This window comes from Streptomyces sp. LARHCF249 (assembly GCF_052871255.1).
Map to the genome: position 1 here is coordinate 1 of NZ_JBIXJQ010000015.1, position 15,577 is coordinate 15,577.

Below are 15,577 nucleotides of genomic sequence, written 5' to 3' on the forward strand. Positions count from 1 at the left end.
AGAGGAATCCCCGGTCCATCTCGACCACGGTCTGGTTGACGGCGCCGCCCTCGAAGATGCGGGAGGCTCCGGCGGTCAGCGAGGTCAGTCCGGAGGCCACGGCCGCCAGCTGATCGGCGCGGTCGCGGGGGAATCCTTCGGACATCGCCAGAAGGAGTCCGTCGGCGGAGACCACCACGGTGTGGGACACCCCAGGGGTGTTGTCCACGAAGTTGGTGATCAACCAGTTCAGGTTCTGTGCCGCCTGGCTCATCGAACTCAACTATCGCTCCTGCTGGTAAGTGGGGTCGATGTGGTAACTGCCGGTTGCCGGACCGCTGTTGCCGGCCTGACGGCCCTGCTGGATACCGCGCCTGAGATTGGTCAGACGGCCACGGACGTCGTCCGGTGCCCGCGAGACCTGCGGACCGGCCTGCGCCTCGGCCTGCTGCTGCGCCGTGCCGGCCACGAGGTTCGCCCGCGGGACCCGGCGGGGCAGCCCCGAGGTGGTGATGCCGCCGGCGGCGGGCTGGCGCACGCGCTCGGCCTGCCGCATCAGCTCGTCGTTCGGCGAGGACCGCCAGCTGACCGTCGGCGTGGCGCCGGTGGCCGCGGTGGCGGACTCGGCCGGTGCCTGTCCGCGCTGCGGCAGCTGCGGAGCAGGGGCCGCAGGGCCGGACTGCTGCGGCTGCTGGGGCAGCGCTGCGGACGGTGCCTGCGCGGCGGGCTGCTGCCCTTCCTCGCGGAACCAGTTCGACTCCAGGGTGTCGAAGATCGGGCTGCGGGCCTCGCCGGAGTTCTGCGCCGGGGGCAGCGCCTGCGGCTGCTGGTACTGCTGCTGAGGCTGCTGAGGCTGCTGAGGCTGCTGAGGCTGCTGCGGGGCCTGGGGCTGACGGGCGAAGCCGCCGACACCGGGGCCGCCGGGGCGCTGGGGCTGACCGGTCGACGGGTAGGCGGCCGGACGCTCGAACTGTCCGGTGCTGGACGGGTTCACGGGGCCGCGTACGTCCGGACGCTCGAACTGCCCGGTCGTGCTGTTGCCGCCGGCGTTCGCCTGGGGCATCGGGGCGTTGAAGTCCGGGCGGGCGAACTCGGCCGTCGAGCCGGGGCCCGAGAGCTCGTCGTGGCCACGGGCCTGGTCGGCGCCCCAGCTGGTGGTCTGCGGGCCGGGGAGCTCGGGCCGGGGAGCGCCACCGCGCGGCGGCAGCTGAGGCCGGGGGCCGCGCGAGGCCGGCGCCGCGGGGGCGGCCGGCTGCTGCTGCGGCGGCTGGGCCTGCGGCTGCTGGGGCTGCTGCGGACGCTCGAAGCCGTTGCCCTGCGCGAATCCGGGCTGACCGGACGCCGTGGGCGCGGCGGCCGGGCGGGCCTGCGGACCACGACCCGCCAGCGGCGCACCCGAGCCGAAGCCGGCCTGGCCCTGCCCGCTGGTGGTCTGACCCTGCTGCGGACGGCCGCCGGGAGCACCCGGGCCGCCCTGCTGCGGGGACCAGCCGCCCTGGGAACCCTGCTGGTTCTGCGCGCCCTGCGGACGCTGCTGGCCGGGAGCGCCGTCGCGGCCGGGCAGGGCGGCACGCTGACCGCCCGGGGCGACCTGGCCGCGCTGCGGAGCCGCACCCACCGGGGGACGGGAGGCCGCACCGGGCACGGAAGCCTGACCGCCGGGGCCGCCCTGACCGCCGCCGGGGCCGCCCTGGGGACCGGGGCCACCGGGCTTCTTGCCGCCCTGGGCGACGTCCACCGGCAGCATGACGAGGGCCGTCGTACCACCCGAGTCGGAGGGACGCAGCTGGATGCGGATGCCGTGTCGCAGGGACAGGCGGCCGACCACGAACAGGCCCATGCGGCGGGAGACGGACACGTCCACGGTCGGCGGCGACGCGAGCCGCTCGTTGATCGCGGCGAGGTCCTCGGGGGAGAGGCCGATACCGGTGTCGTGGATCTCGACCAGCACACGGCCGTCGGGCAGCGCGTGACCGGTGACCTTGACCTTGGTCTGCGGAGAGGAGAACGAGGTGGCGTTCTCCAGCAGCTCGGCGAGCAGGTGCACGAGGTCGTTGACGACGCGGCCGGCGACATCGGTGCCGGGCACCGCCGCCAGTTCGATGCGCTCGTACTGCTCCACCTCGGACGCGGCGGCGCGGAGCACGTCGACGAGCGGGACGGGGCGGGTCCACCGGCGGCCCGGCTCCTCGCCCGCGAGGACGAGGAGGTTTTCGCCGTTACGGCGCATGCGGGTCGCGAGGTGGTCGAGCTTGAAGAGGGAGGACAGCTGGTCCGGGTCGGCCTCGCGCGACTCCAGCTCGGAGATGAGCGAGAGCTGACGCTGGATGAGGCCCTGGGAACGGCGCGAGAGGTTGGTGAACATCGCGTTGACGTTGCCCCGGAGGAGGGCCTGCTCGGCGGCGAGGCGGACGGCCTCGCGGTGCACGTCGTCGAAGGCCGCGGCCACCTGGCCGATCTCGTCGCGGGTGTGCAGGCCGACCGACTCCACGGACGTGTCCACGTCCTGCGGGTCGGACTCGGACAGCTGCTTGACGAGCTCGGGGAGGCGGTCCTGGGCGACGCGGGTGGCGGTGTCCTGGAGGCGGCGCAGCGAGCGGATCATCGAGCGGGCCATGACGAAGGCGCCGACGAGGGAGACGCCGAGGACGAGGAGGATCAGGGCACCGTTGATGATGGCGTCCTGCTGCGACTCGTTCTTGAGCTCGCGGGCCTTCTGCTCCATGTCCTGGAGCAGGGTCAGCTCGATCTTCTTCATCTCGGAGAGCTTGACGTCGTCGGCGTCGTACCAGTCCAGCCAGGACCGGTACTGCGTCTCCTTGGCGAACTGCCCGTCGGTGGACAGCACGCGGCGCGCGAAGTGGTCGGCGCGGCCGATCTCCGGGTTGCCGTCGCCGAGCGCCGCGAGGAGCTCCTCGGGCTTGCCCTGGTACACGAGCTCGAAGGTCTTCTTCGCCTGCTGCTCGCCCTTGAGGGCGGACAGGGCGTAGAGCCGGTCGTTCTCCGGCAGCTTGCCCGGCTGTCCGTTGCCGTCGGGCAGGGCGGCGGCGATGATCGCGCGCTGGACGGAGGCGTACTCCTTGGAGGCGGAGAAGGCCGCCAGGGCGCGCGTACGCTTGATCATCTCCGGGTTGGAGGTGGCCTGCGCCATGTCCTGGGAGAGCGAGAGCAGCGAGACGATGAGGCTGTTGTACTCGGTGACGGTCTGCTGGGCGCCGTTCGCGTACGCCTTGTTGCGGATTTCCTCGATGTTCGCGAGCTGGCGGCCGATCTGCAGGATGTTGTTGCGGATCGACTTGAGCGTCTCGTCCTTGTCCTCCGTGTTGTCGACCTTGTCGGTCGCGGCGGCGAAGGACTTGGCGGCGGCGTCGGTCTGCTCCTTGACACCCGCGACGATGCTGTTCGGCTTGCCGGACTTGTCGACCGAGAGGGGACCCGCGGACTTGTCCCGCTCCTCCTGGAGCGCGGCGGCCAGGTTGGTGGCCTGCCGGGTCATCGTCGTCAGCAGCTGCATGTGCTCCAGCTGCGCGATGTCATTGAGCGAGTCGTTGATACGGACGCCACCGAGCGTGGTGGCGGCGACGACGGGCAGGGTCAGCAGCGACACCAGTCGCGTGCTGATGCGCCAGTTCTGCATGGCGAGACGGGAACCGGGCCCACTGGGGGCCTTCGGTATCGCCACGTCCTGCTCGACCGACCCGGCGTATTCCTTGGCGGACTTCGCGGACTTGCCGCGGCCCTTCGCCTTCGCCTTCGCCGAGGCGGAGACGTCCGGGCCCGCGCCGCTGACAGCCGGCCCGCGGTTCTGGGCGTGCTGGGGCGAGGAGCCGCGGTCGGTCCCGCCGCGGGGCTCCTGGTCCGCCGCGGCTTCCCCTCGGCCCTGACGGGCCTGGGGAGACCCCTTGCCATCCCTCTTGAATCGTCCCTGCACTAGCGTCGCAACCTCTGGACCAGGCGTCCCGCCGGGCGACCGGTGGGACGGTGTCGAGTCGTGGGGCACTAACGGCCCCATGGTGGTCGTCGGTGACCGGCGCGTCTCCCTCTCCTTGCCACCGCGCTCGGCGCTGTGTCGCGCCACCTGCGCGCCGGCTGATTCCCGCGGCGGTCCCGCGAATTCCAGCACAGTGGAGGATCTCCAACAAGGTGCGAGCATCCGCCCGGAGAGTCGGTGACGGCTTGTGACAGGAGGGCTACAGGATGTGGGCCCGGTTTCGGTAGAAACCGGACTTACACCACGCAAACACGGTGACTGGCAAGGTGTCCCAGTCGAGATGATCAGGAGCGGAATGGCGCATTCAGTGGCGCAATGTCCGTTTCGCGGCAAGGGGTTGACTGTCCATTATGTCGGTAATGCCTGGTCGCTGGTGAGCAAACTCACACGGCCGTGGCCATTACTTCCCGGTTCCGTGAGGGATTCGGATGTTTAGCCTTACCCCTTGAAGGGTTGGCGCCGCGGTCGGCGCGTGCCACAACCGACATCCAAGATCGAACCGAGGATCCCGAAATCCCGATGAATTCGAAGACGACGCGGCCGATGTTCCGCAACATAGCCAACCCCCGCCGCACCACCCTCGCGCACCTCAAGGACGCCGAGGAGCTGCAGGCGGCCCCGGCCGCCCCGGAGCACGCCGTCGAACTGCCGACGCAGACCGCCAACCCCCGGCGCACGATCCTGATGGACGCGCCCGTGGCCGCCGCCGCGCAGTAGCCCCAAGGCAAATGAGGGCGAAGCGCCCCTGCCGACCGCGTTAGCCTGGAGCCGCAGACTCCAGCCAGCGGACATACAGAGGGGCAGACGCAACACGTGCGCATCGCCAGGTTCTCGATCGACGGCAACGTCGCCTTCGGCGCGGTCGAGGGCGATGCCGCCCCCGGCGCCGAAGGCGAGCTCGTCCTCGACATCATCAAGGGCATCCCGTTCGCGGACTTCGAGCTCTCCGGCACGAAGGTCCCGCTGAGCAAGGTGCGCCTGCTGCCGCCCGTGCTCCCGAACAAGGTCGTGGCCATCGGCCGCAACTACGCGGAGCACGCGGCGGAGCTCGGCAACGAGGTCCCGGACGCCCCCATCACCTTCTTCAAGCCCTCCACCTCGGTGGTCGGCCCGGGCGACCCGATCACGTACCCCTCCTTCTCCCAGGACCTCCACCACGAGGCGGAGCTCGCCGTGGTCATCGGCCGCATGTGCCGAGAGGTCCCCAGGGAGCGCGTCAAGGACGTCATCCTCGGCTACACCTGCGCCAACGACGTCACCGCGCGCGACGTCCAGCAGCGCGAGAAGCAGTGGGCCCGGGCCAAGGGCTTCGACAGCGCCTGCCCCCTCGGCCCCTGGATCGAGACCGACCTGGACCCGAGCGACCTGACCATCCAGTGCACGGTCAACGGCGAACAGCGCCAGCTCGGCCGCACCAGCGACATGGTCCGCTCCATCGAGGACCTGATCGTCCACATCACCGAGGCCATGACGCTGCTCCCGGGCGACGTCATCCTCACGGGGACCCCGGCCGGAGTCGGCCCCCTCAACGTCGGCGACGAGGTCGCCGTCACCATCGAAGGCATCGGCACTCTCACCAACAAGGTGATCAAGCGTGGCTAACGCGAACGTCCGCGTACGTTTCTGTCCCTCCCCGACCGGCAACCCCCACGTGGGCCTGGTCCGCACCGCCCTCTTCAACTGGGCGTTCGCCCGCCACCACGGCGGTACGTTCGTCTTCCGGATCGAGGACACCGACGCGGCCCGGGACTCCGAGGAGTCGTACGAGCAGCTGCTCGACTCGCTGCGCTGGCTCGGCTTCACCTGGGACGAGGGCCCCGAGGTCGGCGGCCCGCACGCCCCGTACCGCCAGTCCGAGCGCATGGACATCTACGCGGACGTCGCCCAGCGGCTGCGCGACGGCGGTTACGCGTACGACTGCTACTGCTCGACCGAGGAGCTGGACGCCCGCCGCGCCGCCGCCCGCGCGGCCGGCAAGCCCTCCGGCTACGACGGCCACTGCCGCGAGCTGACCCGGGTGCAGCTGGAGGCGTTCCAGGGCGAGCACCGCCCCTCGATCGTCCGCTTCCGGATGCCCGACGAGCCGATCACCTTCACCGACCTGGTGCGCGGCGAGCTGACCTTCACCCCGGAGAACGTGCCGGACTTCGGCATCCTGCGGGCGAACGGCGCGCCGCTCTACACGCTGGTCAACCCGGTCGACGACGCGCTGATGCAGATCACGCACGTGCTGCGCGGCGAGGACCTGCTGTCCTCCACCCCCCGCCAGATCGCGCTCTACAAGGCGCTGATGGAGCTCGGCATCGCCACGGGCGTCCCGCAGTTCGGCCACCTGCCGTACGTGATGGGCGAGGGGAACAAGAAGCTCTCCAAGCGGGACCCGGAGTCCTCGCTCAACCTCTACCGCGAGCGCGGCTTCCTCCCCGAGGGCCTGCTGAACTACCTCTCGCTGCTCGGCTGGTCCTTCTCCAAGGACCAGGACGTCTTCTCGATCGAGGAGATGGTGTCGAAGTTCGACATCGACGGCGTCAACGCGAACCCGGCGCGCTTCGACCTCAAGAAGGCCGAGGCGATCAACGCCGACCACATCCGCCTGCTGGACCCGAAGGCCTTCGCGGACGCCTGCGCCCCGTGGCTGCGGGCCCCGCACGCCAACTGGGCGCCCGAGGACTTCGACGCGGAGGCCTGGGCGCGCATCGCCCCGTACGCCCAGACCCGCGTGACCGTCCTGTCGGACATCACCGCCAACGTCGACTTCCTCTTCCTGAAGCAGCCGGTCGAGGACCAGGCCTCGTGGGACAAGGCGATGAAGGGCGAGCCCGCGGCCCTCCTGGCCACGGCGCGCGAGAACCTCTCCGCCGCCGACTGGTCGGACCCGGAGTCCCTCAAGCAGGCCGTCCTGACCGCCGGCGAGGCCCACGGCCTCAAGCTCGGCAAGGCCCAGGCGCCGGTCCGCGTCGCCGTCACCGGCCGCACGGTCGGCCTGCCGCTCTTCGAGTCCCTGGAGATCCTGGGCAAGGAGCGCTCCCTGGCCCGCATCGACGCGGCCCTGTCCAAGCTCGCCGCGTAGCTCTCCCCGTACGACCCGCACGTCCCGCAGGGGCGGCAGCCGACCCGGCTGCCGCCCCTGCGGCGTCGTGCAAGCCCTGGAAAGGCCTCCGCGGAGGCGGGCACGGGGATAGGCTCGACGCATGCCGATCAGTGCCGTGCTGTGGGACATCGACGACACCCTCTTCGACTACACGGGAGCCGACGCCGCCGGACTCTCGCGACAGCTGGAGGAAGCGGGGATCGCGGAGCGCTACGGGACCCCCGCGCAGGCGCTCGCGCTGTGGCGGGAGATCACCGACCGGCACTGGGCGCGCTTCGCCGCGGGCGAGGGCACCTTCCAGGGGCAGCGGCGGGAGCGGGTGCGGGAGTTCCTGGAGCGGCCCGGCATGACCGACGGCGAGGTCGACGCCTGGTTCGACCGGTACGTCGAGCACTACAAGGCCGCCTGGGCGGTCTTCCCCGACGTGGTGCCCGTACTCGACGCCCTGGCCGCGGAGTACCGGCACGGGGTGCTCTCCAACTCCTCCACCGCCAACCAGGACCCCAAGCTGCGCGACCTCGGACTGCGCGACCGCTTCGAGGTGCTGGTCTGCGCCGTGGAGCTCGGCATCAGCAAGCCCGAGGCGGGAGCCTTCCTCGCCGCGTGCGAGGCGCTGGGACTGCCGCCGGAGGAGGTGGCGTACGTCGGGGACCAGCCGGAGATCGACGCGCGGGGCGCGCGCGACGCCGGCCTGCTCGCCGTCTGGCTCGACCGCGACGGCGGGCGCGGGCCCGGACCCGACGGCGTGCTCCGCATCGAGGGCCTTGACCTGCTGCCCGAGCTGCTGGCAGGCGATACCCGTTTTGGAGCACGGTCAGGCATCCGGTAATGTTCTTTCTGCGCCGCCGGAGCGGGCCGAAAGGCCGGACGGAGGCGCCACTCAAAAGAAAGACCCCGCAGGGGGTTGACTTTTGGTGGGGTATAGTGTAATTGGCAACACGAGGGTTTCTGGTTCCCTTATTCTAGGTTCGAGTCCTGGTACCCCAGCGCAGTGCAGTAGTAACGCAGTGCTTGCCCCCGTTGTGTAGCGGCCTAGCACGCCGCCCTCTCAAGGCGGTAGCGCCGGTTCGAATCCGGTCGGGGGTACAGATCCTTCCCGTGAGGTGTCCTGGGTAGCTCCCGTACGTCTTGATGCAGGATCGCTAGGGCCCCCGTTGTGTAGCGGCCTAGCACGCCGCCCTCTCAAGGCGGTAGCGCCGGTTCGAATCCGGTCGGGGGTACTGTTGGTCTGGTATAGACCACTTTGGGCTATGGTGTAATTGGCAACACGAAGGTTTCTGGTTCCTTTGTTCTAGGTTCGAGTCCTGGTAGCCCAGCGCAGTGCAGCGACAGCTGCAAGGCTTGCCCCCGTTGTGTAGCGGCCTAGCACGCCGCCCTCTCAAGGCGGTAGCGCCGGTTCGAATCCGGTCGGGGGTACGCACTGAAGAGGCCCTCCGCGTTCATCGCGGAGGGCCTCTTTCGTCGTTCGCGCCCGGACGGGCTTGCGGTACAAGTACGGGCCAGGAGGCGCGAGTTCGGACGTGTGCGGCGTCGTACGCGCCCCCGGGCCCGGGGGTGGGTGAAGCAGGGCGGTGAGGTCAGCCGGAGCGGCGCAGGGCCTCCGTGAGGCGTGCGGCCGCGTCGATGACGGCCTGGGCGTGCATCCGGCCCGGGTGGCGGGTCAGGCGCTCGATAGGCCCGGACACCGACACCGCGGCGACCACCCGGTTCGACGGCCCGCGCACGGGCGCCGAGACGGAGGCCACGCCGGGCTCCCGCTCGCCGATCGACTGCGCCCAGCCGCGGCGGCGTACGCCCGAGAGCGCCGTCGCCGTGAAGCGCGCGCCCTGCAGACCGCGGTGGAGCCGCTCGGGCTCCTCCCAGGCCATCAGGATCTGCGCGGCCGAGCCCGCCTTCATCGGGAGCGTCGAGCCCACCGGGACGGTGTCCCGCAGGCCGGACAGCCGCTCCGCGGCCGCGACGCAGATGCGCATGTCCCCCTGACGGCGGTAGAGCTGCGCGCTCTCGCCCGTCACGTCGCGGAGGTGGGTCAGTACCGGTCCCGCCGTGGCCAGCAGACGGTCCTCGCCGGCCGCGGCGGCGAGCTCCGCCAGCCGCGGACCGAGGATGAACCGGCCCTGCATGTCCCTCGCCACCATCCGGTGGTGTTCCAGTGCCACGGCAAGGCGATGTGCCGTGGGTCGTGCGAGCCCTGTCGCCGCGACCAGCCCGGCGAGGGTGGCCGGACCGGACTCCAGTGCGCTCAGTACCAGAGCTGCCTTGTCGAGAACGCCGACGCCGCTAGAGTTGTCCATGAAACGATATTCACGTCTCACACTGTGAAACGCAAGTTCAATTTTTCCAAGAACCAGCGAGTCTGTATGTACGGGTCCACGAACCACTGGGTCCGGGACGGTGAGCCGGAGGGATAGCGATGGGTAGGACACTCGCGGAGAAGGTCTGGGACGACCACGTCGTCCGGCGCGCCGAAGGCGAGCCCGACCTCCTCTTCATCGATCTGCACCTGCTGCACGAGGTGACCAGCCCCCAGGCCTTCGAAGGCCTGCGCCAGGCCGGCCGCACGGTCCGACGCCTCGACCTCACCATCGCGACCGAGGACCACAACACCCCCACCCTCGACATCGACAAGCCGATCGCGGACCCGGTCTCCCGGGCCCAGCTGGAGACGCTGCGCAAGAACTGCTCCGAGTTCGGTGTCCGGCTGCACTCGCTGGGTGACGTCGAGCAGGGCGTCGTCCACGTCGTGGGACCGCAGCTGGGCCTGACCCAGCCCGGCACCACCGTGGTCTGCGGCGACTCCCACACCTCCACGCACGGCGCCTTCGGCGCGCTGGCCTTCGGCATCGGCACCAGCCAGGTCGAGCACGTGCTGGCCACCCAGACGCTGCCGCTGGCCCGTCCCAAGACCATGGCGATCACGGTCACCGGCGAGCTGGCCGAGGGTGTCACCGCCAAGGACCTGATCCTGGCCATCATCGCCAAGATCGGCACCGGCGGCGGCCAGGGGTACATCCTGGAATACCGCGGCGAGGCCATCGAGAAGCTGTCGATGGAAGCCCGCATGACCATCTGCAACATGTCGATCGAGGCCGGCGCCCGCGCGGGCATGATCGCCCCCGACCAGACCACCTTCGACTACCTGCAGGGCCGCGACCACGCCCCCGTGGGCGAGGACTGGGACGCGGCGGTCGCCTACTGGAAGACCCTGCGCACGGACGACGACGCGGTCTTCGACGCCGAGGTCGTCGTGGACGGCGCCACGCTGTCCCCGTTCGTCACCTGGGGCACCAACCCGGGCCAGGGCGCGCCGCTGTCGGCCAACGTCCCCGACCCGGCTTCGTACGAGGACCCTTCGGAGCGCCACGCCGCCGAAAAGGCCCTGGAATACATGGGGTTGACCGCCGGACAGCCGCTCCGCGAGATCAAGGTCGACACCGTCTTCGTAGGTTCCTGCACCAACGGCCGCATCGAGGACCTGCGTGCCGTCGCCGGGATCATCGAGGGCCGCAAAGTCGCCGACGGCGTACGGATGCTGGTCGTCCCCGGCTCCGTCCGGGTCGCCCTGCAGGCGGTGGAAGAGGGCCTGGACGCGGTCTTCAAGGAGGCCGGCGCCGAATGGCGGCACGCGGGCTGTTCGATGTGTCTGGGCATGAACCCCGACCAACTGGCCCCCGGTGAGCGTTCCGCGTCCACCTCCAACCGCAACTTCGAGGGCCGGCAGGGCAAGGGCGGACGCACCCACCTGGTCTCCCCGCAGGTGGCCGCCGCCACCGCGGTACTGGGCCACTTGGCCTCTCCCGCCGACCTGATCGAGTCCTCGGCCGTTCCCGCCCCCTCCGGAGTCTGAGAACCATGGAAGCCTTCACCACCCACACCGGCCGGGCCGTCCCGCTGCGCCGCAGCAACGTCGACACCGACCAGATCATCCCCGCCCACTGGCTGAAGAAGATCACCCGTGACGGGTTCGAGGACGGGCTCTTCGAGGCCTGGCGCAAGGACCCGGAGTTCGTCACCAACCGTCCGGAGCGCGCCGGGGCGACCGTGCTGGTCGCCGGCCCCGACTTCGGAACCGGCTCCTCGCGCGAGCACGCCGTATGGGCCCTGCAGAACTTCGGCTTCAAGACGGTCATCTCCTCCCGCTTCGCCGACATCTTCCGCGGGAACTCGCTGAAGAACGGCCTGCTGACCGTCGTTCTGCCCCAGGAGACCGTCGAGCGGCTGTGGGAGCTGACCGAGGCGGACCCCACCGCCGAGGTCACCGTCGACCTGGTCGACCGCCAGGTGCGAGCGCAGGGCATCGAGGCGGAGTTCGAGCTCGACGACAACGCCCGCTGGAGGCTGCTGGAGGGTCTGGACGACATCTCCCTCACCCTTCAGAACGAAGCGGACATCGCCACGTACGAAAGTGCCCGCCCGGCCTTCAAGCCGCGCACGATTCAGGCCTGATTCCGGCCTGATCAGCGCTTATTCACCTTTGGGTGATCACTGGCAGGACACTGTGCCCTCCACCGTCCGGTGGGGGGCACAGCTGTGTGTTGAGGCCCCGTGAGGCGACAACTCGCCCCAGATGGCACAATCTGTGCATGGAACGCGACAGTCAACTTGAGCTCTACGAACTCGTCGCGGACCGGCTGAAGGAAGCACACATACGGGTGCGCTCACTGCAAGTCCCGGAGGGCGTAAGGATGGCGCTGTCCCGGAAGCTGTTGGTCGTCACGGCCGCGGCGAAGCACGATCTCGCCGATGCGGCAAGGCGCCTGGACAGGTTGATGAAGGACCTTGACGAGGGTCGATTCCCTGAAGGCGACTGATGCGAAGGAACTCCGTAACGGCCTCCAGCGTTGCGGCACTAGGGTGATTAGCCCGTTTCGTGTTTGATTTGCGGTATATATCCGCCTAACGTGCGAAATAAGCTTGAACACATTCGTTCTGGCGAAGTCTCCGAAGGGGAAGACGTTGAACAAGGCGCAGCTCGTAGAAGCGATTGCCGACAAGCTGGGCGGCCGTCAGCAGGCCGCGGACGCTGTCGACGCGGTACTGGACGCGATCGTCCGCGCTACCGTCGCGGGCGACCGGGTCTCGGTCACGGGCTTCGGCTCGTTCGAGAAGGTCGACCGCCCGGCCCGTTACGCCCGCAACCCGCAGACCGGAGAACGCGTCCGGGTCAAGAAGACCTCGGTGCCCCGCTTCCGTGCGGGCCAGGGGTTCAAGGACCTGGTCAGCGGCACCAAGAAGCTGCCCAAGGGCGGCGAGGTCTCGGTGAAGAAGGCGCCCAAGGGCAGCCTCACCGGTGGTGCCGCCGTGACGGTCAAGAAGGCCGCCGCGAAGAGGGCCACCACCGCCAAGAAGGCCGCGGCGAAGACCACGGTCGCAACGAAGGCCGCGGCCAAGAAGACCAGCCCCGCCAAGAAGGCGGCGGTCAAGAGCACCGCCACCGCCAAGAAGGCGACGGCCGCGGCCAAGAAGACCACGGCCGCCAAGAAGGCCGCGCCGGCGGCGAAGAAGACCACCGCCACCGCGAAGAAGACCGCTCCGGCGGCCAAGAAGGCCACCGCGAAGACGACCGCGCCCGCCAAGAAGACGGCGACGCGCAAGGCCACCGCGAAGAAGACCACCGCCCGCAAGAAGTAGGGGCGCACGTCACACACGCCGGGCCGGTTTCCCCTCCGTGGGGAAACCGGCCCGCGGTGCGTCGTTTTCAGAAGGTCTGCAGTGTGACCAGGGTGATCCGCAGGTCCGCGCCCTCGCCGTCCGTCTCGATCCGGACCCGCTGCCCGGGCCGCAGCAGCCGCAGGCCGCCCGCGTCGAAGGCCGCGGCCCCGAAGGGCACCGGGGTGCCGTCGTCCAGCAGCACACTGCCGCTGCGGGTCTGGGAGTCGTACGTGTACGCGGTCGCCTGCATACCGGCACTGTATCGGGCCGTGTGCGGCCCCACACCGAGGGCGAGCGCCGTCCGCAGGTCCTGAGCCGTGTCCACGTCCCGGCGCACGCTGTCCACGCCCGACAGGGCGATTTCCACCGCTCCCGAAGCCGAATGCCGGGCCCGTGAGCGCCCACCGAACGCGGGTGCCAATTCCACCTCCGGAGCAGCGGAAAGCAAGGTCGTCCCGATTCCCGCCGCATCCGCCAGAAATGCCCGGGGAAATACCGAGGCCGTTTCGAGCACGCGTAGCAATTCGGGCGGCCGCAGGGCCGGCAGGTCGGCGTTCATCGCGGCCACCGCCGCCCCCGGCCGGCCCGCCCGTATCGCCCGCACCCCGTGGGCCAGCGCCGCGTTGAGCCCGGCCCCCGGGCTGTCCGCGACGATCCGCGCCCCGAGCCGGGCCAGTTCCCCGGACGCCACGGGGTCGTCCGTGACGACCACCACATCCTCGACCGCCGCGCAGGCGAGCGCCCCCGCCACGGTGTCCTGGGCGAAGGCGAGCGCGAGCCCCGGACGGGAGGCGCCCACGGCGGCCGCGAGACGGCTCTTGGCCGTCGCCAGAGGCTTCAGCGGGACCACCAGGCTCCAGACGGCGTTCGTGACCGACCCCTCCCCTGCGGTGCGCTCCGGTCCACGGCCGGCCCATGGTCAGGTCATGGCCCGGTCACGCGTCGGCCCATTGTCACCTCCGCCCGGGCAGCCCGGGACTCCGGCCGCGTGAGCGGGGCGTACGGTGTTCTCGACAGAGACCGGGCCTGGGGCGACACTTGTCCGCCTACGAGGTGCCCAAGCCACGCACCGGTCCTAGAGGAAGGTGTCCGAGTGTCCCGCCGCAGAATCGGCTTCTGGTACCGCCTGGCGGCGGTCATCGCAAAACCGCCGCTGGTAGTGCTCTTCAAGCGGGACTGGCGGGGAATCGAGCACATTCCGGCCGAGGGCGGCTTTATCACCGCGGTCAATCACAACTCGTATCTGGACCCGCTCTCCTACGCGCACTTCCAGTACAACACCGGCCGGGTACCCCGATTGCTCGCCAAGGCGGCCCTCTTCAAGGTCCCGATTGTCGGCGCGATCCTGCGCGGATCAGGACAGATCCCGGTCTACCGCGAGAGCACCAACGCCCTGGACGCATTCCGGGCCGCGGTGGACGCGATCGAGCGCGGCGAATGCGTGGCCTTTTACCCGGAAGGCACCCTCACCCGCGATCCCGACATGTGGCCGATGGCCGGCAAGACCGGCGCCGCCCGTGTCGCGCTGATCACCAAGGCCCCTGTCATTCCGGTGGCCCAGTGGGGCGCGAATCTCGCGATGCCGCCCTACGCCCGGGAGAACAAGGTCCGGCTCTTCCCGCGCAAGACCCTCCAGGTGCTCGCGGGACCGCCCGTCGACCTCTCCGCCTTCTACGACCGGGAACCCACCCCGGAAGTGCTCAAGGAGGCCACCGAGGTCATCATGGCGGCCATCACCGCGCTGCTGGAGGAAGTGCGCGGCGAGACCGCGCCCGAGCAGCCGTACGACCATCGCAAGGCCAGGGCGGAACAGCGGCGCAAGGCCGCGGGGGAGGGCACGAAGTGACACGTCCCGTGAAGGCAGCCGTCTACGGAACCGGCTCTTGGGGCACGGCCTTCGGCATGGTGCTCGCCGACGCCGGCTGCGAGGTGACCCTCTGGGGCCGCCGCCGGGAGCTCGCCGACGCCATCAACACCGGCCGGACCAACCCGGACTACCTGCCGGGCATCGAACTCCCCGAGAACCTCCGCGCCACCACCGACCCGGCCGAGGCCGCCCGCGGCGCCGACTTCACCGTCCTGGCGGTCCCCTCCCAGACGCTGCGCGGCAACCTCGCCGAATGGGCCCCGCTGCTCGCCCCCGACACCGTGCTCGTCTCCCTGATGAAGGGCATCGAACTCGGCACCGCCAAGCGGATGAGCGAGGTCATCGAAGAGGTGGGCAAGGTCCCCGCCGAGCGCGTCGCCGTCGTCACCGGCCCCAACCTGGCCCGCGAGATCGCCGCCCGGCAGCCCGCAGCCTCCGTCGTCGCCTGCGTGGACGAGGCCGTGGCCCAGCGCCTCCAGGCCGCCTGCCACACCCCGTACTTCCGCCCCTACACCAACACCGACGTCGTCGGCTGCGAGCTCGGCGGCGCCGTCAAGAACGTGATCGGCCTCGCCGTGGGCATCGCGGACGGCATGGGCCTGGGCGACAACACCAAGGGCTCGCTCATCACCCGCGGCCTTGCCGAAACGACCCGCCTGGGCCTGGCGATGGGCGCCGACCCGCTCACCTTCTCCGGCCTCGCCGGGCTCGGAGACCTCGTCGCCACCTGCTCCTCGCCGCTCTCCCGGAACCACACCTTCGGCACCAACCTCGGCCGCGGGATGACCCTCGAGGAGACCATCGCGGTCACCAAGCAGACCGCCGAGGGCGTCAAGTCCTGCCAGTCCGTGGCGGATCTGGCCCACCGGCACGGCGTCGACATGCCGATCACCGAGACGGTCGTCGACATCGTCCACCACGGCAAGCCGACCCTGGTCGCGCTCAAGGAACTGATGGGGCGCAGCGCCAAACCGGAACGCCGCTGACTCCTTTCCGG

13 protein-coding genes, 5 tRNA genes and 1 pseudogene are annotated in these 15,577 nt (G+C 70.3%); 15 read left to right on the forward strand and 4 right to left on the reverse strand.

Going from position 1 to position 15,577, the window contains the following annotated elements; all coding sequences use genetic code 11:
* On the reverse strand, nucleotides 1-262 hold a 262-nt coding region (locus tag ACIPUC_RS32320; protein ID WP_446593952.1), incomplete at its 3' end, for a roadblock/LC7 domain-containing protein.
* The gene (locus tag ACIPUC_RS32325; RefSeq protein WP_446593953.1) at nucleotides 263-3,910 is read right to left on the reverse strand and encodes a nitrate- and nitrite sensing domain-containing protein; all 3,648 of its coding nucleotides are present in this window, start codon (nucleotides 3,908-3,910) and stop codon (nucleotides 263-265) included. It abuts the gene before it with no gap.
* A gap of 579 nt (nucleotides 3,911-4,489) precedes the next feature.
* On the opposite strand from ACIPUC_RS32325, the gene ACIPUC_RS32330 reads away from it, so the two are divergent.
* The 9 genes from ACIPUC_RS32330 (at nucleotide 4,490) to ACIPUC_RS32370 (ending at nucleotide 8,477) form a co-directional block, all read left to right on the forward strand.
* The gene (locus ACIPUC_RS32330; RefSeq protein ID WP_446593954.1) at nucleotides 4,490-4,687 is read left to right on the forward strand and encodes a hypothetical protein; all 198 of its coding nucleotides are present in this window, start codon (nucleotides 4,490-4,492) and stop codon (nucleotides 4,685-4,687) included.
* A gap of 96 nt (nucleotides 4,688-4,783) precedes the next feature.
* Nucleotides 4,784-5,572: a fumarylacetoacetate hydrolase family protein gene (locus tag ACIPUC_RS32335; protein WP_446593955.1), complete on the forward strand. Its 789-nt coding sequence runs from the start codon at nucleotides 4,784-4,786 to the stop codon at nucleotides 5,570-5,572.
* Nucleotides 5,565-7,040 (forward strand): glutamate--tRNA ligase, encoded by a 1,476-nt coding sequence (gltX, locus tag ACIPUC_RS32340; RefSeq protein WP_446593956.1) that lies wholly within the window; start codon nucleotides 5,565-5,567, stop codon nucleotides 7,038-7,040. The genes ACIPUC_RS32335 and gltX overlap by 8 nt, the downstream gene beginning before the upstream one ends.
* Nucleotides 7,041-7,161: 121 nt before the next feature.
* Nucleotides 7,162-7,890, forward strand: coding sequence for an HAD family hydrolase (locus ACIPUC_RS32345; protein ID WP_446593957.1), 729 nt, complete (start codon nucleotides 7,162-7,164; stop codon nucleotides 7,888-7,890).
* 86 nt (nucleotides 7,891-7,976) lie between these two features.
* Nucleotides 7,977-8,048 (forward strand) — tRNA-Gln (locus ACIPUC_RS32350).
* A gap of 26 nt (nucleotides 8,049-8,074) precedes the next feature.
* Nucleotides 8,075-8,147, forward strand: a tRNA-Glu gene (locus tag ACIPUC_RS32355).
* Between the two features lie 61 nt (nucleotides 8,148-8,208).
* Nucleotides 8,209-8,281: transfer RNA gene (locus ACIPUC_RS32360), tRNA-Glu, on the forward strand.
* A gap of 24 nt (nucleotides 8,282-8,305) precedes the next feature.
* Nucleotides 8,306-8,377, forward strand: a tRNA-Gln gene (locus tag ACIPUC_RS32365).
* A 27-nt stretch (nucleotides 8,378-8,404) separates the two neighbouring features.
* A tRNA-Glu gene (locus ACIPUC_RS32370) sits at nucleotides 8,405-8,477 on the forward strand.
* 161 nt (nucleotides 8,478-8,638) lie between these two features.
* On the opposite strand, the gene ndgR is transcribed toward ACIPUC_RS32370, so the two are convergent.
* Nucleotides 8,639-9,355: an IclR family transcriptional regulator NdgR gene (gene ndgR, locus ACIPUC_RS32375; RefSeq protein ID WP_030304142.1), complete on the reverse strand. Its 717-nt coding sequence runs from the start codon at nucleotides 9,353-9,355 to the stop codon at nucleotides 8,639-8,641.
* A gap of 119 nt (nucleotides 9,356-9,474) precedes the next feature.
* Here ndgR and leuC point away from each other — a divergent pair, with 119 nt between their 5' ends.
* The 4 genes from leuC to ACIPUC_RS32395 all read left to right on the forward strand — a co-directional run bounded on the left by leuC (nucleotide 9,475) and on the right by ACIPUC_RS32395 (nucleotide 12,692).
* Nucleotides 9,475-10,908 carry a 3-isopropylmalate dehydratase large subunit gene (gene leuC / locus ACIPUC_RS32380; protein ID WP_446593958.1) on the forward strand — a complete coding sequence of 478 codons (1,434 nt, stop codon included), beginning with the start codon at nucleotides 9,475-9,477 and terminating at the stop codon, nucleotides 10,906-10,908.
* A gap of 5 nt (nucleotides 10,909-10,913) precedes the next feature.
* Complete coding sequence (gene leuD, locus ACIPUC_RS32385; RefSeq protein ID WP_446593959.1) at nucleotides 10,914-11,507, forward strand: 3-isopropylmalate dehydratase small subunit; 594 nt, start codon at nucleotides 10,914-10,916, stop codon at nucleotides 11,505-11,507.
* A gap of 137 nt (nucleotides 11,508-11,644) precedes the next feature.
* Nucleotides 11,645-11,872 carry a hypothetical protein gene (locus tag ACIPUC_RS32390; RefSeq protein WP_360894610.1) on the forward strand — a complete coding sequence of 76 codons (228 nt, stop codon included), beginning with the start codon at nucleotides 11,645-11,647 and terminating at the stop codon, nucleotides 11,870-11,872.
* Between the two features lie 145 nt (nucleotides 11,873-12,017).
* Nucleotides 12,018-12,692 (forward strand): HU family DNA-binding protein, encoded by a 675-nt coding sequence (locus ACIPUC_RS32395; protein WP_446593960.1) that lies wholly within the window; start codon nucleotides 12,018-12,020, stop codon nucleotides 12,690-12,692.
* A gap of 274 nt (nucleotides 12,693-12,966) precedes the next feature.
* Here ACIPUC_RS32395 and cofC read toward each other — a convergent pair.
* Nucleotides 12,967-13,566: pseudogene (gene cofC, locus ACIPUC_RS32400) on the reverse strand (2-phospho-L-lactate guanylyltransferase); the annotation flags it as partial.
* Nucleotides 13,567-13,806: 240 nt separating this feature from the next.
* On the opposite strand from cofC, the gene ACIPUC_RS32405 reads away from it, so the two are divergent.
* Nucleotides 13,807-14,559, forward strand: a complete 753-nt coding sequence (locus ACIPUC_RS32405) for a lysophospholipid acyltransferase family protein (RefSeq protein WP_446593961.1) — start codon at nucleotides 13,807-13,809, stop codon at nucleotides 14,557-14,559.
* Entirely contained in the window at nucleotides 14,556-15,566 is a 1,011-nt protein-coding gene (locus ACIPUC_RS32410) for an NAD(P)H-dependent glycerol-3-phosphate dehydrogenase (protein ID WP_446593962.1), read from the forward strand. Before ACIPUC_RS32405 ends, ACIPUC_RS32410 begins: the two co-directional genes overlap by 4 nt.
* Nucleotides 15,567-15,577 lie beyond the last annotated feature (11 nt).